Here is a 19,974-nt window from a genome sequence, read left to right on the forward strand (position 1 = left end):
CAGTAGAAGTTTACGCCTTGTCACCGCTCAAAATCCTATGGGACTTTAGTGTCGTTTGTTTAAACTCACCCAATGTGCTGGTGTTGTCTGTCAAAGAATATGTTCTATGCGCCACCTCATCAAAAGAGGTCAACGCTGGCTATGTCTACGCCGTGAACCTCTCCGCCGCAAATAAAACCCCTTGGTTTAAAACATTTAGCCAAGAGCTTAACGGTACAGGAATTTTGCCAGATATGAACAATAACGGCACCGGTGAATTATTGGTTGTGACCACAAAAAGTAAGTCGGTAATTCAAGGCCAATTTGATGGTAAAGACGTTACCGCGACGACGTATATTTATGACGGGGAAACCGGGATATCGCTGGCCACCCCTAAAAGCTATATTGTAGACCGATAAAAACCAGCCATTTGCATACAATTTCGCCATAAGATATACCTAATTAACTCAGGTGTATCATTTGCCCGGCATATACAAATCAAAAAATGTTACGGAACGGGAATGTAACCCGTTCCGTCTTTATTTAAATTCTTAAATCCACCCACACATCCATCATCCCTAACGCCTCGGCAACCGCTTTACAGGTGATTTTGCCATCCATGACGTTGACTGCCTTGGCAAAGCAGGGGTCAGACATTAAGCCTTCTTTACCTTTAGCGGCAATGCCAATGATATAGGGCAAAGTGGCATCTTCCAGGGCAACGGTGGCAGTCCTGGGGTAAGCCCCGGGCATGTTGGTGACGCAATAATGGACAACGCCATGTTCGATAAACACCGGGTTGGAATGGCTAGTGGGTTTGGATGTGGCGATGCAGCCGCCTTGGTCGATACTGACATCAACGACCACTGAGCCTGCGCCCATAGACTGGACTATCGCTTCGGTGATAATTTTTGGAGCCAGGGCGCCGCGGCACAATACCGCACCGACGGCCAAGTCGGCATCGGCGATATGCCGGGCAAGACTATCAGGGGTTGATAAGAAAAAGTTCGCCTCGGGCAAAACGTTGGTTTTCAGGTTTGCCATAAAATCCGGATCAATCCCCGCCACCCACACTTCCGCACCCATACCACAAGCCACTTGCGCGGCATGCTGTCCGACCACGCCATCACCAACCACCACCACTTTGCCATGGCGCTTATCCAAAACTTTACCCAGTTGCAAGCCCTTGCCGTGATTGAACCTAGCCAGATAATATGCGCCCATCAGCGTTGCCATATTGCCCGCAATCGCGCTCATCGGTGCGAGTATTGGCAAGCGCCCATTTCCATCTTCCAAAGTTTCATAGGCTATCGCTGTGGTGCCTTTAGTCAACAGGGCTTCGGTCAAGGTCGGGGTTACGCCTGCGAGATGGAAAAACGTAAACACCATTTGGTTACCAAGATATTGGTATTCAGTGGGTAGCGGTTCTTTGACCTTAACCACCAAATCAACCGCCCAAGCTTCAGCAGTTGTCACCAGTTGCGCCCCAGCGGCCTGATATTGCCGGTTGGTAAATCCAGCCGCCACACCGGCATCGGTTTCGACGACGACGTTCTGCCCTTGTTCACGGACAAATTGCACGCCCGCAGGTGTCATCGCCACCCTGCCCTCTTGGTCTTTAATTTCTTTAGGTATTCCAATTCTCATAGTAACGCCTCGATTTGTTGCAATAATTGGGTTTATGACCTAGGTTTGGTCAAATAGACTTGCTGATGGTGTCCATTAAAATAAACATAAAAGCAATTTTAAGACCATAATCTTTCCAATTTGCTTCCTTCAGCTTGGGAAGTATCAAAGATATTGATTTTCATAACCTATTAGCTTTTGTGCTTGTATTAAAACATTAGATATTTAATTTCGGCCCACCCTTTGAATGTAAGGGATGGGCCAATCGGTTTTGATTGGATTATAAAACCGACATGATAAGCAAGGACAAATGACAGTGGAATTAAATAAGGATAACCAAATATCCGTGGACATGGGTTTTTATATCCTGCAATTTTAGGCTTAGCAAATTGCAGTCCATACTGCATGGCAGAAAAAATTAATGGGGCAAGGGAACTTTATCGTAACAATTACGGTTTAACCAAGCATGTTCCGTCTGGCACCGAATGCTTTGTTAGCAGGGCATAGCTGTATTTTTCATCGACCCCCCTTCACCTTCTTATCGTTGCCTATTTTGATGGGATAACAATAAGGAGGTTTTTTTTGCCCTGTGACCCGTCTTTGCTTAACTTACAGACGTTGGCAAAAGATGCTGGCTAAACCTTTTATAGGGGGAGTGAATATAAGTCCTGGGACGCTAAACACGCCCCGAACTCTGTTTGGCGGGATTTTAAGCTTCTGGGCGTTGCGATTGGGCAGACCGCATAAAGGAAATCGGGGCGTCCCCTTCGTCATCAAAAGTGACCATTTCCCAAGCGTCATTTTCCTCGAGCAATTTGCGCAATAGCTTGTTATTCAAACCATGGCCTGATTTATAGCCTGTGAACCCACCAATTAGGCTGTGCCCTAACAAGTAGAGATCGCCAATGGCATCAAGGATTTTATGCTTGACAAATTCATCGGCGCAACGCAAGCCTTCTTCATTGAGAATTTTATTGTCATCAACAACGATGGCGTTTTCCAGGCTGCCGCCCAAAGCCAGATTGTTTTGCCGCAACATATCAATGTCTTTCATAAACCCAAAGGTTCTCGCCCGGCTGACTTCTTTCACAAACGTAGTTGAAGAGAAATCCATGGTCGCCGATTTCACATCCTCTTCAAATGCCGGATGTTCAAAATCAATCGTGAAGGTGACTTTGAAGCCATCAAACGGTTCAAATGACGCCCATTTATCGCCCTCTTCGACCCGGACATGGCGTTTGATGCGGATATACTGCTTAGGCCTATCCTGTTCTTCGACACCGGCCGATTGCAATAAAAACACAAAGGGCCCGGCACTACCATCCATGATAGGCACTTCGGCGGCACTGACATCTATGATGGCGTTATCAATACCCAATCCGGCAAAAGCGGATAGCAAATGTTCTACGGTAGAGATTTTAACGTTGCCTGCAACCAAGGTGGTTGATAATACGGTCTCACCGACGTTATCCGGGGATGCCTGGATAGTCACGGGTTCTGCCAAATCAACGCGGCGAAATCTAATTCCTGTGTCGGGTTCGGCCGGGCGTAGTGTCAAATAAATCTTTTCACCGCTATGTAAGCCCACACCTGTGGCACGGATGGTATTTTTTAAGGTTCGCTGTTTAATCATAAAATAAATAACTCCGAATGAAAGGAGCAAAAAAGCGTGAATATATCACAATTGGCTAATAAAGCGGAATGTTAACGACTAGCGCCCACGGCGCAGGGTGACATTAAATTGACGGGGATAATGGTTATTTTCGGCCTTAAATAACTGCCGATAGTTTGCTGTAGCAATTAATGCTACCCTAAGATCAATTATTTTCATAAACCACAAAATAAGCGACAGTGTTTTTGTTATCCATCTAGGTTCTGTTGACGTTTCATTAAGAAAAAATCAAAAGGTTATCGTCATGCCGCCAAGGAATGGCGGCATCCAGATGGCCGGGAAGCCATCCTTGGCCACTGGATTCCGGCAATCCATGCCGGAATGACATGATAAAATCAAAGTTAATTTCCTAACATAATGAAAATAAAGCATTAATTTTTTATCAAAACGTCAACAGAACCTAGGAAAAATGCTAAAAAAAATCTTCCGACAATTTGATTTGCCAACGCAAGAACCGCCCCCCCCTGCCCTAGCCCTATTGGCAGAACAATATAGCCTTCAGGTGGAGCAAAAACATATCCAATATGACCAAGCCCAAGTCCAAACTTTGGAGTATATGCAAAAGATTTTGGACTGGTTAGCGGTCAAGGAATCGGGCAATCACATGCATTGCCCGAGCCTATATCTATATGGCGATGTTGGGCGCGGTAAGTCCATGTTGATGGCCTTGTTTTACCAGGCTTGTCCGATTCAACAAAAACGTCGGGTGCATTTTAATACCTTCATGCAGGAAGTTCACGCATTTATCCATTCTTGGCGGCTACAAAATAAAACCGACGCCATTTCGGCCCTTGCAAAACATATCCGCTCTTCAGCCCGTTTATTGTGTTTTGATGAATTCCATGTCTCCGATATAGCCGACGCCATGATTTTAGGCCGGCTATTCAGCAAATTGTTTGAACTGGAACTGGTGGTCGTGATCACCTCCAACCGCCATCCCACTGATTTATACCAAGGCGGATTGCAGCGCGAACAGTTCTTATCTTTCGTGGAAGTCTTACAAAATGCGGCCAATATCATCGAACTGGCCGCCGATCAGGATTACCGGCTTAATTACCCGTCTTCTACGCAACAAACCACGTATTATTGCCCCCCCGCCGAGGAAATCGGGGCGCAAGGCTTTGCCAAACCCGCCCATGAATTTGTCAAGCGGTCTTTCCGTAAATTAACCGAAGGGGCGCTGCCACAACCCGACAGCATCCTGATGCTAGGACGTGAACTCCGGCTGGCCGCAGTCCATAACGACATATTGTTATCGTCGTTTAATGAATTATGCGGGCAAGCCTTGGGTTCTGCGGATTACCTCGCTATCGCAAAGCGCTTTAACATCGTTATGGTTGCCGCCATCCCCCGCTTGGGCTCGGAAAAACGGAACGAGGCAAAACGTTTTGTAACGTTAATAGACGTGCTATACGAACACACCATCAAGCTGATTTGTAGTGCGGAAGTCCAAGCACAAGCGCTCTACACCGAAGGTGACGGCGCATTTGAATTCAGGCGCACCGTATCGAGACTGGTTGAGATGCAATCAGACAGTTATTGCCAACGGGCCGAGGCCTTACGGAACTGGCAATTATCGCCTTAACCTACCACCCGCTATCATCGTCATTGTAAGGTTGGGATTTGGTTTGTTTAGGTATTTTCGGCGTATTTGCCGAGCGTAACAGCATAAGCGCACTACCTAAAACAAACAGCAATGCCGCTATAAAAATAAGTACCCACATTGTTAACTCCTATTGAGAATGGCAAAGTTGTTCAGACAGCCCAGTTATGCCACATTGAAATTATTTTTTAGACTTCGGGCTGGTTAGCCACGATCAACAGGCACATAGACAAACATCCCGTGCCTAAAAAGAACTTGGCCGATACTGCCTTTATAAGCCCGCTTGTTTCAGGACGCAAACATGTTCCATATCGCCCTCTTTGAACCCCAAGTCCCACCCAATACCGGCAACATCATCCGCTTAGTGGCCAACAACGGTTTTAGCTTACACCTAATAGAGCCTTTGGGGTTTGATTTGGAGGAGAAAAATCTCCGCCGCGCCAGCCTTGATTACCATGACCTTGCCAAAGTGTCCAAATATCCTAATTACTTGGCGTTTGTAAACGCCATGGGCGGCAGGCGAATCCTGGCTTGCACCACCAAGGGTGGCCAACCTTACGACAAAATGGCTTACCAAGCTGGAGATGTCTTGTTGTTTGGTTCAGAGACCTCAGGCCTGCCCGCTGAATTACTCAATAACATTGATCCTGACTGGCGATTAAAAATCCCCATGATGCCGAACAATAGAAGCTTAAACCTTTCGAACGCGGTCGCCATCATCAGCTACGAAGCTTGGCGTCAACAGGGGTTTTATGGTGCGGGCTAAATCACTCTAAACCAAACCGCAGCCTTCAATGTTTTTTACCGCGGCCAATATTTGACATTTCCTCGCCATATGGATATACCAAACCCATATGCCCTTATAAGGAGTATGCCCCATGTCAAAACCTAAACGTTATTTGGAAGACCAGGATACCGAACCCGTCGCCGCAATTGTCAAGGCGATTGATAAGGATGTCGAACGCGGCGAAGACATCCTAATGTTTGGCTTATGTTTAGTCATACTGTCCTCTACGTTTGCACCGTTAGCACCGCCAACCGTACTTCTGCCACTGGTCGCTCTGACCTTTGCGGTTTCTTCTGGTTTTGCCCGCAAAAATTACCATGATATGGAGCGTAAGCTCCAAGAGGCCATGGTGCAACTTGAACGGCGTGACCAGGCCGTGTTACGTCCAATCGCCACGGTATTTTCTGAGCATCCCATGCCGCCGTTAATCGATTCTTATAATTTACTGGGAAACCTCAAACGCACCTGGAAAAGTGTATTGGGAGGCATATTGATCAACCCCTTATGGATGCCTATTTTTTATGTGATAGGTATCCAAATTTTCGAAGAGAGGAACTTAGGTATCTTGAACAAGGCGGTTTGTGGGGTTGAGCAGAAGATTGCCCCACCCGCTATGGATATTGAAGAAGGCCAACCATAAAGTAAACAATAACGGAAAATTATTTTCCGGCCCGTCCTTACCCCCCTGCCCTTTATATTCCATGAGACATGTTGCTTGTTCAAGTGACGTTCAGGTTATAATGACCCTTTAGTGAATTACCCTTGTTTTTATGCTTAAAAAACCTGGCAAGGCCAGCTGGCTGATTATAAGCGCCTGCCCTATCCGGTGATTTTATGATGTTTACCTTACCAATATGACCCAAAAACTGTATATCCAAACCAACGGTTGCCAAATGAACGAGTACGATTCCGACAAAATGCGGGATGTGCTCCATGCTTCACACGGTTTTGAATTGATTGATGACCCTAAGCTGGCCGATGTGCTGTTGCTGAACACCTGCTCCATACGCGAAAAGGCCCAAGAAAAAGTCTTTTCCGCTCTCGGCAAATTCCGCATGATTAAAGAAAAACGCCCCGACGTGATTATCGGGGTTGGCGGCTGCGTCGCCAGCCAGGAAGGCGCGGATATCCAAAAACGTGCGCCGTTCGTCGACATGGTGTTCGGCCCGCAAACCTTGCACCGCTTGCCGCAGCTGCTCGATCAAGTCCGCAACAAACACCAACCCGTCGTTGATATTTCCTTCCCCGAAATTGAAAAATTTGATGCCCTGCCCGAACCCCGCGCCGAAGGCGTGAAGGCCTTTGTCTCGGTGATGGAAGGGTGCAGCAAATACTGCACATTTTGCGTTGTGCCCTACACGCGCGGCGAAGAAATCAGCCGGCCGCTTGATGATGTCATCGCCGAAATCACCTCTTTGGCCAAACAAGGCGTACGTGAAGTCAATCTGTTAGGGCAAAACGTCAACGCCTATCGTGGCATGATGGACGATGGCGACAGCGCCGATTTTGCCTTGTTGCTGCATTATGTCGCGGCGATAGACGGCATAGCCCGTATCCGTTTCACCACTTCACATCCGGTCGAGTTCACCGACAACCTGATCGAAGCCTTTGCGGAAATCCCGCAATTGGTCAACCATTTGCATTTACCTGTGCAAAGCGGCAGCGATTCCATTCTGAAAAAAATGAAACGCGGGCACACCCGCGCCGATTACATCGAAACAATCCGCAAATTGCGCGCCGTACGCCCGGACATTTCCTTATCGTCTGATTTTATCATTGGCTTTCCAGGCGAAACCGATGAAGAGTTCAATGAAACGATGGCGTTTATTGAAGAAGTGGGGTTTGACTTGTCGTTCAGCTTCATTTACAGCGCACGGCCTGGAACCCCTGCCGCCGACTTGCCTGACGATGTGCCGATGGCGGTTAAAAAGCAGCGCTTGGAACAGTTCCAGGACCGTATCAATGAGATGGCGGCGGCGATTGGCAATAGCATGGTCAATACCGTACAGACGGTTTTAGTGGAAGGCCAGTCCAAAAAGAATCCCCTACAAATGCAGGGGCGTACGGAAAATAACCGCGTGGTCAATTTTATCGGCCATCCCCGCTTAGCCGGACAATTTGTTGATGTCCTGATCGCCGAATCCTTACCCAATTCCTTACGTGGCCGGATGGTGGATTTCTCAGCCGATAAGACCATCGCCGCTTAATCATGTCTATGACTTCACAAGAAATAGCGTTACTGCCTGACGACAACGCCAGATTATCCAATTTTTGCGGCCAACTTGATGCCCATTTGCGCCAGATTGAAGCCCGCCTGCAAGTCGAAATCGCCAACCGGGGCAACCAATTCAAGGTCACGGGCGTGGACACATCCGTCAAAGCCGCTTGCGCCATTATGCAAAAGCTCTTCGACAGCACCGAGAAAGAATTGCTGACCGCAGAAACCATCCATCTCGCCATGCAGGATGCGTCGATAGACGAAATCCTCAGCGAAGCCCAAGCGGAACAACCTCCCGCCAATGTCTGCATTAAGACCAAATGCGGCATGATTAAAGGCCGCGGGGCGAACCAGCAAGAATATCTGCGCAAAATCGTCGGCCATGATGTCAACTTCGGCATTGGCCCGGCAGGTACGGGCAAGACTTTTTTGGCGGTGGCCTGTGCGATTGAAGCCTTGCAAACTGAAAAAGTCCGCAAAATCATCCTGGTGCGCCCGGCGGTTGAGGCGGGCGAAAAATTGGGTTTTTTGCCCGGTGACATGGCGCAAAAAATCGACCCTTATTTGCGGCCTTTGTACGACGCCCTATACGATATGCTCGGCAATGAGCGCGTCGAAAAAATGATCGACAGGGGCATCATCGAAGTTGCGCCGCTAGCCTTCATGCGCGGGCGGACACTGAACGACGCCTTCATCATCCTCGATGAAGCGCAAAACACCACCGTCGAACAAATCAAAATGTTCCTGACCCGCATCGGTTTTGGTTCAACCGCCGTGGTCACGGGCGACATCACCCAAGTCGATTTGCCATCCGAAAAAATGTCCGGCTTGCGGCATGTCCTGGAAGTGCTGATAAATGTCGAAGGCATCAGCTTCACGTTTTTCAACAACCGCGATGTCATCCGCCATCCTTTGGTGCAACGCATAGTCACCGCTTACGAAGCCTACGATAAAAAAACCAAGCCAAATGAACCAACTTGAAATCCAGCGTATTGTTGAATCCGAAGGCCAGCCGGATGCGGCCAGTTTTCAACAGTGGGCCGATATAACCCTTGCAAACCTTGGGGAAGACACCGAAATGGTGATCCGTATCGTGGGCACAGAAGAAAGCGCCGGACTTAACGAAAACTATCGCCACAAACAAGGCCCGACCAATATCCTCAGCTTTCCTTTTGAAGCCCCTGACATTGAAGGTTTCCAGTCCAATCTGCTCGGCGACCTAGTGATTTGCGCCCCGGTATTGGCAACGGAAGCGCAGCAACAAAACAAGCCGTTGCTTGACCACTGGGCGCATATCGTTATCCATGGCATTTTGCATTTGTTGGGTTATGACCATATCAACGATGATGAGGCCGAAGAGATGGAAAACAAAGAAATAGCCATTTTGCAAAAATTGAATATTCCTAATCCTTATTTACAGGTAATAGACCATGAGCGATGACCACCCTCCTAGTAGACACTCTCCGCATAAAAGCTGGGTTGAAAAGCTTGGCCACTTACTCAGCGGAGAGCCACAAGACCTGGAAGACCTCAAGGAAATATTAAGGGAGGCCCGCGAAAATGACTTATTGGACACTGACGCCCTGGCGATGATCGAGGGGGTTTTGCAAGTGTCACAAATGCGCGTCAGGGACATCATGATACCGCGCATACAAATGGTGGTTGTCCCCCAAGAAGCCGAACTGGAGGCCATCTTTCCGCTCGTCATCGAATTTTGCCATTCCCGTTATCCGGTCATTGAAGATGACCGTAGCAAAGTGGTTGGCGTATTGCTGGCCAAAGACCTCCTCAACCACGTGTTGCAGAACAAACAACTCACCGTCCAGCAAATCATGCGCCCGGCCTGCGTGGTCCCGGAAAGTAAACGCTTGAACATATTGCTCAAAGAGTTGCGCACTAACGGCAACCACATGGCGATAGTCGTTGATGAATATGGCCAAGCCGCCGGATTAGTGACCATTGAAGACATTCTGGAACAAATCGTCGGCGATATTGAAGACGAGCACGATGACCATGAAGACCAAGGTTATATTTTTAAGCGCAACGAGCATGAATACATCATTAAGGCCTTGACACCGATAGAAGAGTTTGACGAACACTTTTCGACACATCTGGCCACTGATGAGTATGACACCGTTGGCGGTTTCATCGTCAGCCAGCTTGAGCACATGCCCAAAAAAGGGGAAAGCCTTGTCGTCGGTGACCTGCGTTTTGAAGTCATCCGCGCGGACAACCGCCGCGTCCATTTGATCAAACTTAAAATCCGGAAACCCAAATGATGCCCAAGAAAAAAATCCTGGTGACTGGTGGCGCGGGTTACATTGGCAGCCATGCTTGTGTCGAACTGTTGCAAGCCGGATATGACATCGTTGTGGCCGATAATTTATCCAACAGCAAAACCGAGTCATTGGCACGCGTCCAGCAAATAACCGGCAAAAATTTGAAGTTTTATCAGGCCGACATTCGTGACAAAGCCGCCTTGGACGAAATTTTTGACCAAAACCCAATTGATACGGTCATCCATTTTGCCGGCTTAAAAGCGGTTGGCGAGTCCTGCTCCAAACCCCACCTGTATTATCACAATAATGTCTATGGGACACTTGTGCTAACCGAAGCCATGCAGGCGGCGGGGGTCAAGCGCTTGGTGTTCAGCTCTTCGGCAACGGTGTACGGCGAATCTGATACCCCGCAATACGCCGAAGACTTCCCCTTAGGCGCGATCAACCCTTATGGCCGTTCGAAAGCGATGATCGAGGATATTTTGCGGGACTTATCCGCGGCCGACCACATCAACCAAGATCCGTCCCCGTGGAAAATCGCCCTGTTGCGTTATTTCAATCCGATAGGCGCGCATGCCAGCGGTTTAATCGGCGAAGACCCCAATGGCATCCCCAATAACCTGATGCCCTATATCTCCCAAGTCGCCGTCGGCAAACTGGCGCAATTATCAGTGTTTGGTAACGACTACCCGACCCCTGACGGTACCGGCATCCGCGATTACATCCACGTCGTTGATCTGGTCAAAGGCCACATCAAAGCCATTGAGACATTAGACAGCGACGCGTTTGGCCCGGGTGGCTGCAAAGCCTATAACCTCGGCACCGGCCGCGGCTATAGCGTATTGGAAATGATCCAAGCTTTTGAACGCGTCACAGGTAAGGCCATAAACTATCAAATAGTCGGACGCAGGGCCGGGGACTTGGCGGAATGTTTCGCCAACCCTAAACGGGCGCTACAAGAATTAGGCTGGCAAGCGGAAAAAAACCTGGATGATATGGTTGCAGACACTTGGAATTGGCAGAGCAAAAATCCCCAGGGATACGGGTCATTGATGTAGGTGGCACATTGCATGATATTGATTCTAGTTAATATGCAATTCCACAGATTACATGGTTAGCCAGTTAATAATTTGATTTTCAAACATATAAATTTATGACCACAATATTGCTAGATGAGCCCAAGTTAAACTGGTTGGCAGAAAACCGGATTTATTTCCAATACCTGACAAACACGTCAAGACTTAAAGCGGCCCAGGAGCTCCGTTGGCCTCCACATGTGCAAATTGAGCCATATGTCGCTTATCTGACCGGCCATCACGTTTGGTCAATGGGATCATTTTCTTATTCGTGGTCATCACTGCCAATGGATATAAAAATCGGAAGATACTGTTCCATAGCGACTGGGGTTAAAGTCATGGGCGTAAATCATCCGTTAGGACGTCTGTCCACTTCATCTTTTACTTACGATCCCAATTTCCAGATGCTCTTTCAAGCGGTCGAGGATTTTGGAAAAGGTTTTATGGCCGCCGGGCATGCTTCGACCAAACCCGCCCCCATCATCAAAAACGATGTGTGGATAGGCGCAGATGTCACGCTCGGACGAGGCATCACAATTGGGACTGGTGCTGTCGTGGGTGCTGGCTCACTTGTGACAAAAGATGTCCCAGCATATGCTGTTGTCGGCGGCTCGCCAGCTAAGCTGATCAAATTTAGATTTCCTGAACGGATCATTGAACAGCTATTGACTATTGGATGGTGGAATTACGCGTTCCCAGATTTTCGGGGTATTGACATGAATCTTGACATTGAAAAGCAATTGAAACTGCTTGAAGAACTGATTGCATCCGAAAAAATAAGCCCCTATAAGCCTAAAAAGCTATGCAACTCAGATTTTCTGGCAGTGCCCCCCGTTGCCAAATAAGCCCAGGTTGATCCTGAAAAGTTAGGCCTTCCTTTTTTACTGCCAACAAGCCCCGCCATAAACAGATCAAGCCCAGGGGGACACAACTAAACCGGCCATCAATTTTCTCATTTCAGCGGCGAACATAAGCGCAAACAATTTCTGTCTCCAAAACTACCCCTTAACCGCAATCATACAAACAAAATTAAACCACTGGAAAAAAGTGTCCCAGTGCGTAAACCCGGCTCGTTCTAATAACGCCATATTTTCATCCAATCGGTAAGGGATCAACACGTTTTCCAGCGCTTCACGTTTGCGCTGGTTTTCAATGTCGGTATAGCCGCTTTGTGATTTTTTGAATTCCAAATAATGGTCGATATACAAGCGGTTCAACAGGGTGTCCTTAACGAGAATTTTTTCAGATAGCAACAGAATGCCGCCCGGCTTAAGTGCGTGGAAAATAGCCTTTAACAATAGCTCCCTGTCAATCGGGCGGACAAATTGCAAAGCCCAATTGAGGATCACAACATCGCAATCCGGTAAATTCCTAAGATTACCCAAATCCCCCAACCTTAGGGATACTTGCCCAGTGGCGGTGTGCGCCGATAATTTCGCTTTAGCTTTTTCAAGCATGGGTTCAGAATTGTCAAAACCGATGAACAAGGCGTTATCAGGGCAGCGTGGATGGCCGATAAGGTGCCCAATGGTCGTCCCCGTTGAGCAACCTAAATCACAAACAACCCCGGCATCTGGCAGGAAGTCCATAATCAAATCAGCTTGGATACGTTGGATTTCGTTGTAAAAAGGCACGCTCCGTGAAACCATGTCATCGAAGACATGGGCGACACGCTCATCAAAGGCAAAATCCTCGACTCGGGTGATATATTTGAAAAGTTTGTCTTGCTCAGTCATGGAAGGCGGGGGGCGTCTACGGGGAAGTGAAGCCGATGCGCGGCAACTTAAGGCAGGAAATCAGGAAGCCCACGAAAAGCACATGAAAGCCCTTTCGTGGACGCGATATGATCCGTAACCCTATAATTTATGTCAGAAAAAACTGGTTTAATCGAAAGCTAGCATTCAATTCCGGTTGAACAATTCCACCAAATGCGCCAACCGGTCGGCACGTTCTGGAGTCAACTGCTCCCATTGGAAGCGCCACCGCCAATTGCCTTCGGTAGTGCCCGGGGTATTCATACGGTGGTCAGAACCTAGTTCCAAGATATCCTGCATGGGGATGATGGCAAGATTTGCCACAGATGCCAACGCCGCCTGGATCAATGCGCAATGTAGGGTGGCCAAAGGGTTGCCCAAGTATTCATACACGTGCTTTTTCTCATCAACACCCAACTGTCCAGACCATCCTATGGTCGTGTCGTTGTCGTGTGTGCCCGTGTAAACAACACAATTTTTTATGTAATTATTGGGCAAATAAGGATTGTCCGCCCCGCCCCCGAAAGCAAAATGCAAAATTTTCATGCCTGGCAAACCAAATTCATCCCTGAGCTCAATGACTTCGTCAGTGATTATGCCCAAATCTTCCGCAACTAAGGGAATGGAGCCCAAATCGGCTTTGATCGCATTCAATAAGGCTTTACCCGGCGCTTTCACCCATTCACCCTGTTTCGCAGTAGGTTCACTGGCGGGGATTTCCCAAGCCGCTTCCAAGCCACGAAAATGGTCGATACGCAGTATGTCAAACTGCTCCAACTGGGTATGCATGCGCTCTAGCCACCAGTTGAAACCCGTTTTTTTCAAAAACGTCCAGTTATAATGCGGATTCCCCCAACGTTGCCCGGTTTCGGAAAAATAATCCGGCGGGACACCGGCGACCACTGACATTTCACCGGAGTCATCGAGTTTAAAAACATCGCGGTTAGCCCAAACATCGGCACTGTCGTAAGAGACAAAAATAGGGATGTCGCCAAACATCAACACGCCCCTTTCGTTAGCATATGCCTTTAACGCCATCCATTGGCGGAAAAAAACATATTGTTCAAATTTTATACAATCAATTGAATGGCTTAAACGGCTACGGGTTTCTTTGATCGCTTTGTTGTCGCGCTCCTTGAAACAATCAGGCCACTGGTTCCAACATTTCCGGTCAAATTCAACCCTTAAAGCCAAAAACAAAGCAAAATCATCCAACCAAAAAGCTTTTTCCTGGCAAAATTTTGCAAAGCCGTCTTTATCATATTGGGAAGCACGCCCTATAAAACCATTATAAGCTTTAGTGACCAGGCAGCTTTTATTAAACTTGTCAGTCTCCTGGCAGTCTTCGCATTTTTCGGACAGCTTTAACCATCCCTGATTGACTAGCCAGTCAATATTGATCAGTTCGGGGTTGCCGGCATGGGCGGACAAACATTGGTAAGGTGAGCCATCAGCATGGGTCATGCCCAAAGGTAAGGTCTGCCAAACAGTGATGCCTGCTTTATGCAGGAAATCCACAAAATAATACGCATCCTGCCCCAAGTCACCGGTACGGCCAGCACCGGGTAAAGACGTGATGTGCAATAGTACGCCAGCACGGCGTTTGTTTAAAATATCATTCGCTGAAAGTTTCAAGGTAGCGTGTCTCGAGTTACAGTGTGTTTAAATTAAAATTCAACGCCTGGACGCATCGCCCCGCCCATTGCCGGAGCTCCAGAACCTTGTGTGAATGACAGGGACAAATAAGAGGGGGGTTGCTCGCCTAGCAAGCGGTGTAGGTTAGCCAGATTCAAGCGGAATTGTTTTTCAAAATTGCTGACCGCTTCACCGGGGTTATAATCGCCAAACCACCAGAACCAATCGGAGCCTTCACAAACCGCCAGTTGTATCTCAGCGGCCTTAAGCTGCTTGGCGGATAGGCGTTTGGCCGCCACGGCTTGGTCAAACGCAATTTTGGCATCGCCCAGCATATCCCAACCACGGTTTTTATCGGCATCACCTATCCATGTTGAAAACGAGCCATACACCCAACTGCCAGCCACCATCCGCGATAAGGGTTTAATGGCCACCTTGCTTTTTAGGCATTCGGAAAAGGTTGTCAATTCAATTGCCGGATGCAAAGCCAAGCGTTTATATAAAGCGCTCAAGAAATGGTAACCGTTTTCCGGGAAATATTCCCAAGCATTTTCACCATCCATGATAATCGACACCACCGTGTCACACGGCTCATTGGCGGCGATATTTTCCAAATGGCGGATCAGATCCGCCACCGCATCATCGGCATGCCATTTTGAATATTCAAAACCGATCAGATCGGATAAACCATCATCCCGGAAAAAACAGGTGATATTGGTTTTTTTAAGTTTGAACGGGTAATGGACACTCAGTGGTTTTTCGTTTTCAGGAAGATGCAAGCTGTTACCGAGGACACTGCCGCCGCTCGCCGTCCATTCAAACCCAAAATCCCCCAATATTTTCAAAGTCCTGGCACTGACGCCACCTTCGGAAGGCCAGCAGCCTTTGGGTTTAAAACCAAAAAAGCGTTTAAAGACTTGTATGCCTTTATCAAGATGGTAAGCCACCCTGTCTTCACCCCCGGGATAAGCTGATAACTCGGGCATAGGCGAGTTGGGCATGGCTTCTTGGGTGACCTGCAAATCCAGCAAGAGCGGCATGATCGGATGTGCATAAGGGGTGACCGACAATTCAAGCTGGCCTTTTTTTACCAGCACCTTATAGCGGCAGATCACATTTGCCAACAAATCGCCGATGACTTCGACTATCTCAATCCGGTCATGCAAGGTATAGCCCGACCCTTTATCAAGCAAATGTTTGATCCGGCTATCGGTCAATTTTACCGTTTCCCCCATCCAGGCCAGATGGTACCAAACCAGCAAATCACTAAGGTATTGTGAATTGACATACATCAAGGCGTCATAGTGATGCTCAAGCCAATCAGCCATTTCCGCCAATTTCTTGTAAGCGGGGTAACGGTTGACCTGCCGTTCACGGTTAGCCCGCAAGCACTCCCTAATCAGCCGCAAACGTTCTTCAGGGTCGGCCGGGATGCTGACGTCGACCAATGCCGCCAGCAACGGGTCTGTCATGGCCACACGGTCATGTAAGTAGACATTGATCTGCTTGGCATATTCTTCAATCTGCTCCAGCAAGATGGGCGCGAAATTAATGACGGCCTTCGCCCTAGGCACCGCCTCAATATGGGCGACCATGTCCACATAATCTTTAATAACATGTAGGTAAGTCCACGGCAACTTGAATTCACCAGTCTGTAAATCTCGATATTCAGGCTGGTGCATATGCCAGCATAATACTAATTTCACAAATGTTTCCCGTTGCTTACCCGTTAAAAAACCAGCCCGTCCTGTCTTAGCCAGCCCCTTACAATGCGCGGGCTATTTATCTGACATAATGCAAACGTTGGCCCAGCATATCAGGCGTCACCAACACAACCCCGCCGGCACTGACATGAAAGCGTTTTTCATCGGCGGCCCTATCTTCGCCGATGATAGTGCCTTCGGGGACTTCGCAGCCCCTTTCAATAATGGCTTTGGTAATACGGCAATGGCGGGCGATGTTCACGTCAGGCAAAACGATCGTATCTTGCAAGGTGGTATAAGAGTTTACGCGCACATTGGTGAATAGCAACGAATGCCTGACCTTGGCACCGGAGACAATACAACCTCCTGAAACCATGGAGTCCACCGCCTGGCCGCGCCGGTCATCATCGTCGAAAACAAATTTGGCGGGCGGGGTTTGCGCCTGATGTGTCCAGATCGGCCACGTATTGTCGTATAAGTTCAAATTGGGGTTGACGCCAATCAATTCCATATTGGCGGCCCAGTAAGCATCAATCGTACCGACATCACGCCAATAGCTTTGCTCACCGCTTTGCAAATCCAAGAACGGGTAGGCGTTGACAACATATTTGTCAATCACGGACGGGATAATGTCCTTGCCAAAATCATGCGACGAACCTTTGGTGTCGGCATCTTTCAGCAATTGTTCAAACAGGAAACTGGCATTAAAAATATAAATGCCCATACTCGCCAGGGCGGTGTCGGTGCGGCCTGGCATGACGGGCGGGTTGGCGGGTTTTTCAACGAAAGCCTTGACCCGGCGGTTCGCATCAACGTCCATCACCCCAAAGGCAGTGGCGTCTTCCAACGACACCTCAATGCACCCGATAGTCAAGTCGGCATTTTTCTCGACATGATCCGCCAACATGGAACCATAATCCATTTTGTAAATGTGGTCACCCGCCAATACCAGAATATATTCTGGTTTGCGTGTCCTCAGGATGTCGATGTTCTGAAAAATAGCATCCGCCGTGCCTTTATACCAAGAGTCTTCGTCATGGCGTTGCTGGGCGGGCATTAAATCGACATATTCCCCAAACTCACCACGTAAAAACCCCCAACCTTGCTGGATATGCCTAATCAGTGAATCTGCCTTGTATTGCGTCAGGACACCAATTTTGCGGATCCCCGAATTGACGCAATTGGACAAAGGAAAATCAATGATACGGAATTTACCGCCAAACGGCACAGCGGGTTTGGCCCGCCAATCGGTCATATTCATCAACCGAGAACCACGCCCACCCGCAAGAATCAAGGCAATCGTATTTCGGGTTAAGTGCTGGATGTTAAGATCGTGCTTTTTTGGACTTGATGCCGACATTTTCATCTCCAAGTGGAATTGATTCACAATTATTGTTTTATTTTGGTAACATTTACTTGACCATTATTCTACTAAATCGAGGCAAAGCAAAGTGAAAAAACAAGCAATCAATACACTTGACGCCGATTCTATAAAAATTATAGCAGCCAAACACCATGACCCTTTTTCCGTGCTGGGACGCCATACCGTTAATGACCAGACAAAAATTAAAGTCTATTTACCCCATGCGGAATCCGTCAGTTTTGCTGATAACGGCGCTAAACTTGACCGGATACCCGGCACGGATTTTTTTGAATATATTGATAAAAACAATGGATTGCCAGCGCATTACCGCCTGTCTTGGCTGGACAAAGACGGTGACGCCCACGAAAACCACGACCCCTACACCTTCGGGCCGCAATTGCCCGAATTTGACCAACATTTATTTGCCCAAGGCAAGCATTGGCATATTTACCAAAAACTAGGTGCGCACTTACACACCATCGACGGCATTGACGGGGTGTTGTTTGCCGTTTGGGCGCCCAATGCGGGCCGCGTCAGCGTCGTCGGCGATTTCAACCGTTGGGACGGGCGTTGCAATCCCATGCGTAACTTGGGGGGCAGCGGTATCTGGGAGATTTTCATACCTGGATTAACCATCGGTTGCCTTTATAAGTTCGAAATCCTAAATGCGAAAACCCACCAGCTTTTGCTGAAAACCGACCCTTACGGGCAACAGTTTGAGTTCCGGCCTAGCACCTCCTCCATCGTCGCCAACGAAGGCGACTACACGTGGCATGACCAACAATGGCTGACAGACCGTAGCAATTATGATTGGTTACACGCCCCCATAGCGATTTATGAAGTGCATCTGGGCTCATGGCAACGTGACGACCAAGGCAATTTCTTAAACTACCGGGAATTGGCCGAACAGCTCATAGCCTACGTTTCAAAAATGGGCTTTACCCACATCGAACTGCTGCCTGTAACCGAACATCCGCTAGATGCCTCTTGGGGTTACCAAACCACTGGCTATTTCGCACCGACCAGCCGCCATGGCAGCCCCGACGATTTCCGCTATTTTATTGACCAATGCCATCAACAGGGCATCGGGGTCATCCTCGATTGGGTACCCGCGCACTTTCCGAAAGATGCCTTCGCCCTCGCCCGTTTTGACGGTAGCGCCCTGTATGAACATGAAGACCCGCGCAAAGGCGAGCATCGTGATTGGGGCACGCTGATCTACAATTATGGCCGCAATGAAGTCAGGAACTTCCTGCTTGCCAGCGCCATGTTCTGGCTTGAAGAATTCCATCTCGACGGCCTACGCGTCGATGCGGTCGCGTCGATGTTGTACCTGGATTATTCACGGAAACACAATGACTGGGTGCCCAACAAATACGGCGGCAACGAGAACCTGGAAGCCATCGACTTTATCAGGGAACTGAACGCGGTCATGCACGAACAGCACCCTGGCGTCGTCGTCATGGCCGAAGAGTCCACCGCTTGGCCGCAAGTCACCCGCCCTACCTGGACGGGCGGCTTAGGTTTTTCGATGAAGTGGAACATGGGCTGGATGCACGACACCTTGGCTTATATGAGCCTGGATCCTATCCATCGCATGCACCATCATGACCAGCTGACTTTTGGTCTGCTCTATGCGTTCACCGAAAACTTCACCTTGCCTTTCTCCCATGATGAAGTCGTGCATGGCAAAGGTTCGCTATTGAACAAAATGCCGGGGGATGAATGGCAACGCTTTGCCAACCTGCGCTTGCTGTACACGCTGATGTACACCTATCCGGGCAAAAAACTGTTGTTCATGGGCTGTGAATTCGGTCAAGGCACCGAATGGAGCTTTAACAAAGTCCTGGATTGGTATGTGCTGGAATATGAGTATCACCAAGGCATACAAACCCTGGTCAAAGATTTGAACCAGCTGTATAAATCCGAACCGGCGTTATACCAGCATGACTTTGATTATCTGGGCTTTGAATGGATAGACTGCCATGATGTCCAACAGTCCATCATCAGTTTCCGGCGCAAAAGTGGCGATGAAGAATTATGCATCGTCCTGAACTTCACGCCGGTCACCCGCCAAGACTACCGTATTGGCGTGCCTAAGGAAGGTGTCTACACGGAAATTTTCAATTCCGACTCGACCTATTATGCAGGCACCAACGCCGGTAACGGTGTGGTTACGTCAGAACCCAAACCGTGGATGAACCTCCCCCACTCCATCAACCTGACCTTACCCCCCTTAGGAGGCGTGATTTTAAAACTCTAAAAACCGATCACGCTCA

General features: G+C 48.5%; 17 protein-coding genes. 11 read left to right on the forward strand and 6 right to left on the reverse strand.

Annotation, left to right across the window (positions count from 1 at the left end; all coding sequences use genetic code 11):
• The first annotated feature begins 17 nt into the window (after positions 1–17).
• The gene (locus tag METMI_RS0117480; protein ID WP_156829889.1) at positions 18–398 is read left to right on the forward strand and encodes a hypothetical protein; all 381 of its coding nucleotides are present in this window, start codon (positions 18–20) and stop codon (positions 396–398) included.
• A gap of 124 nt (positions 399–522) precedes the next feature.
• On the opposite strand, the gene ald is transcribed toward METMI_RS0117480, so the two are convergent.
• Both ald and lpxC read right to left on the reverse strand, forming a co-directional pair.
• Positions 523–1,626 (reverse strand): alanine dehydrogenase, encoded by a 1,104-nt coding sequence (ald, locus tag METMI_RS0117485; RefSeq protein WP_019867595.1) that lies wholly within the window; start codon positions 1,624–1,626, stop codon positions 523–525.
• A 688-nt stretch (positions 1,627–2,314) separates the two neighbouring features.
• Positions 2,315–3,238, reverse strand: coding sequence for a UDP-3-O-acyl-N-acetylglucosamine deacetylase (gene lpxC / locus METMI_RS0117490; protein WP_019867596.1), 924 nt, complete (start codon positions 3,236–3,238; stop codon positions 2,315–2,317).
• 448 nt (positions 3,239–3,686) lie between these two features.
• On the opposite strand from lpxC, the gene zapE reads away from it, so the two are divergent.
• The 9 genes from zapE to METMI_RS24500 all read left to right on the forward strand — a co-directional run bounded on the left by zapE (position 3,687) and on the right by METMI_RS24500 (position 12,085).
• Positions 3,687–4,862, forward strand: a complete 1,176-nt coding sequence (gene zapE, locus METMI_RS0117500) for a cell division protein ZapE (RefSeq protein WP_019867597.1) — start codon at positions 3,687–3,689, stop codon at positions 4,860–4,862.
• Between the two features lie 319 nt (positions 4,863–5,181).
• Entirely contained in the window at positions 5,182–5,646 is a 465-nt protein-coding gene (locus METMI_RS0117510; RefSeq protein ID WP_019867599.1) for a tRNA (cytidine(34)-2'-O)-methyltransferase, read from the forward strand.
• Between the two features lie 112 nt (positions 5,647–5,758).
• Positions 5,759–6,307 (forward strand): hypothetical protein, encoded by a 549-nt coding sequence (locus METMI_RS0117515; protein ID WP_019867600.1) that lies wholly within the window; start codon positions 5,759–5,761, stop codon positions 6,305–6,307.
• Between the two features lie 214 nt (positions 6,308–6,521).
• Positions 6,522–7,874, forward strand: a complete 1,353-nt coding sequence (miaB, locus tag METMI_RS0117520) for a tRNA (N6-isopentenyl adenosine(37)-C2)-methylthiotransferase MiaB (RefSeq protein ID WP_019867601.1) — start codon at positions 6,522–6,524, stop codon at positions 7,872–7,874.
• Between the two features lie 8 nt (positions 7,875–7,882).
• Complete coding sequence (locus METMI_RS0117525; RefSeq protein ID WP_019867602.1) at positions 7,883–8,866, forward strand: PhoH family protein; 984 nt, start codon at positions 7,883–7,885, stop codon at positions 8,864–8,866.
• Positions 8,853–9,326, forward strand: coding sequence for an rRNA maturation RNase YbeY (ybeY, locus tag METMI_RS0117530; protein ID WP_019867603.1), 474 nt, complete (start codon positions 8,853–8,855; stop codon positions 9,324–9,326). The genes METMI_RS0117525 and ybeY overlap by 14 nt, the downstream gene beginning before the upstream one ends.
• Complete coding sequence (locus tag METMI_RS0117535) at positions 9,316–10,164, forward strand: HlyC/CorC family transporter (RefSeq protein ID WP_019867604.1); 849 nt, start codon at positions 9,316–9,318, stop codon at positions 10,162–10,164. The genes ybeY and METMI_RS0117535 overlap by 11 nt, the downstream gene beginning before the upstream one ends.
• The gene (gene galE / locus METMI_RS0117540; protein WP_019867605.1) at positions 10,161–11,222 is read left to right on the forward strand and encodes a UDP-glucose 4-epimerase GalE; all 1,062 of its coding nucleotides are present in this window, start codon (positions 10,161–10,163) and stop codon (positions 11,220–11,222) included. The genes METMI_RS0117535 and galE overlap by 4 nt, the downstream gene beginning before the upstream one ends.
• Before the next feature lie 95 nt (positions 11,223–11,317).
• Positions 11,318–12,085 carry a CatB-related O-acetyltransferase gene (locus tag METMI_RS24500; RefSeq protein ID WP_019867606.1) on the forward strand — a complete coding sequence of 256 codons (768 nt, stop codon included), beginning with the start codon at positions 11,318–11,320 and terminating at the stop codon, positions 12,083–12,085.
• Positions 12,086–12,238: 153 nt separating this feature from the next.
• Here METMI_RS24500 and cmoA read toward each other — a convergent pair whose 3' ends face one another.
• From cmoA to glgC, 4 genes are all read right to left on the reverse strand, one after another.
• Positions 12,239–12,976, reverse strand: coding sequence for a carboxy-S-adenosyl-L-methionine synthase CmoA (cmoA, locus tag METMI_RS0117550; RefSeq protein WP_019867607.1), 738 nt, complete (start codon positions 12,974–12,976; stop codon positions 12,239–12,241).
• 165 nt (positions 12,977–13,141) lie between these two features.
• Positions 13,142–14,629: a 4-alpha-glucanotransferase gene (malQ, locus tag METMI_RS0117555; protein ID WP_040572803.1), complete on the reverse strand. Its 1,488-nt coding sequence runs from the start codon at positions 14,627–14,629 to the stop codon at positions 13,142–13,144.
• Positions 14,630–14,661: 32 nt separating this feature from the next.
• Entirely contained in the window at positions 14,662–16,311 is a 1,650-nt protein-coding gene (locus tag METMI_RS0117560; RefSeq protein WP_019867609.1) for a glycoside hydrolase family 57 protein, read from the reverse strand.
• Between the two features lie 100 nt (positions 16,312–16,411).
• Complete coding sequence (gene glgC / locus METMI_RS0117565; RefSeq protein ID WP_029151773.1) at positions 16,412–17,692, reverse strand: glucose-1-phosphate adenylyltransferase; 1,281 nt, start codon at positions 17,690–17,692, stop codon at positions 16,412–16,414.
• Between the two features lie 91 nt (positions 17,693–17,783).
• On the opposite strand from glgC, the gene glgB reads away from it, so the two are divergent.
• The gene (gene glgB / locus METMI_RS0117570; protein WP_019867611.1) at positions 17,784–19,958 is read left to right on the forward strand and encodes a 1,4-alpha-glucan branching protein GlgB; all 2,175 of its coding nucleotides are present in this window, start codon (positions 17,784–17,786) and stop codon (positions 19,956–19,958) included.
• Positions 19,959–19,974: the final 16 nt, after the last annotated feature.

The organism is Methylovulum miyakonense HT12, from assembly GCF_000384075.1.
Taxonomy (GTDB): Bacteria; Pseudomonadota; Gammaproteobacteria; order Methylococcales; family Methylomonadaceae; genus Methylovulum; species Methylovulum miyakonense.

Excerpts from the sequence above, each read along its gene's own strand:
- zapE (WP_019867597.1), top strand. The coding sequence starts at position 3,687 with ATGCTAAAAAAAATCTTCCGACAATTTGATTTGCCAACGCAAGAACCG.
- cmoA (WP_019867607.1), bottom strand. The coding sequence starts at position 12,976 with ATGACTGAGCAAGACAAACTTTTCAAATATATCACCCGAGTCGAGGAT.
- ybeY (WP_019867603.1), top strand. The coding sequence starts at position 8,853 with ATGAACCAACTTGAAATCCAGCGTATTGTTGAATCCGAAGGCCAGCCG.
- METMI_RS0117535 (WP_019867604.1), top strand. The coding sequence starts at position 9,316 with ATGAGCGATGACCACCCTCCTAGTAGACACTCTCCGCATAAAAGCTGG.
- METMI_RS0117560 (WP_019867609.1), bottom strand. The coding sequence starts at position 16,311 with ATGCACCAGCCTGAATATCGAGATTTACAGACTGGTGAATTCAAGTTG.
- METMI_RS0117515 (WP_019867600.1), top strand. The coding sequence starts at position 5,759 with ATGTCAAAACCTAAACGTTATTTGGAAGACCAGGATACCGAACCCGTC.
- METMI_RS0117525 (WP_019867602.1), top strand. The coding sequence starts at position 7,883 with ATGACTTCACAAGAAATAGCGTTACTGCCTGACGACAACGCCAGATTA.
- METMI_RS24500 (WP_019867606.1), top strand. The coding sequence starts at position 11,318 with ATGACCACAATATTGCTAGATGAGCCCAAGTTAAACTGGTTGGCAGAA.
- miaB (WP_019867601.1), top strand. The coding sequence starts at position 6,522 with ATGACCCAAAAACTGTATATCCAAACCAACGGTTGCCAAATGAACGAG.
- galE (WP_019867605.1), top strand. The coding sequence starts at position 10,161 with ATGATGCCCAAGAAAAAAATCCTGGTGACTGGTGGCGCGGGTTACATT.
- glgC (WP_029151773.1), bottom strand. The coding sequence starts at position 17,692 with ATGTCGGCATCAAGTCCAAAAAAGCACGATCTTAACATCCAGCACTTA.
- lpxC (WP_019867596.1), bottom strand. The coding sequence starts at position 3,238 with ATGATTAAACAGCGAACCTTAAAAAATACCATCCGTGCCACAGGTGTG.
- ald (WP_019867595.1), bottom strand. The coding sequence starts at position 1,626 with ATGAGAATTGGAATACCTAAAGAAATTAAAGACCAAGAGGGCAGGGTG.
- METMI_RS0117510 (WP_019867599.1), top strand. The coding sequence starts at position 5,182 with ATGTTCCATATCGCCCTCTTTGAACCCCAAGTCCCACCCAATACCGGC.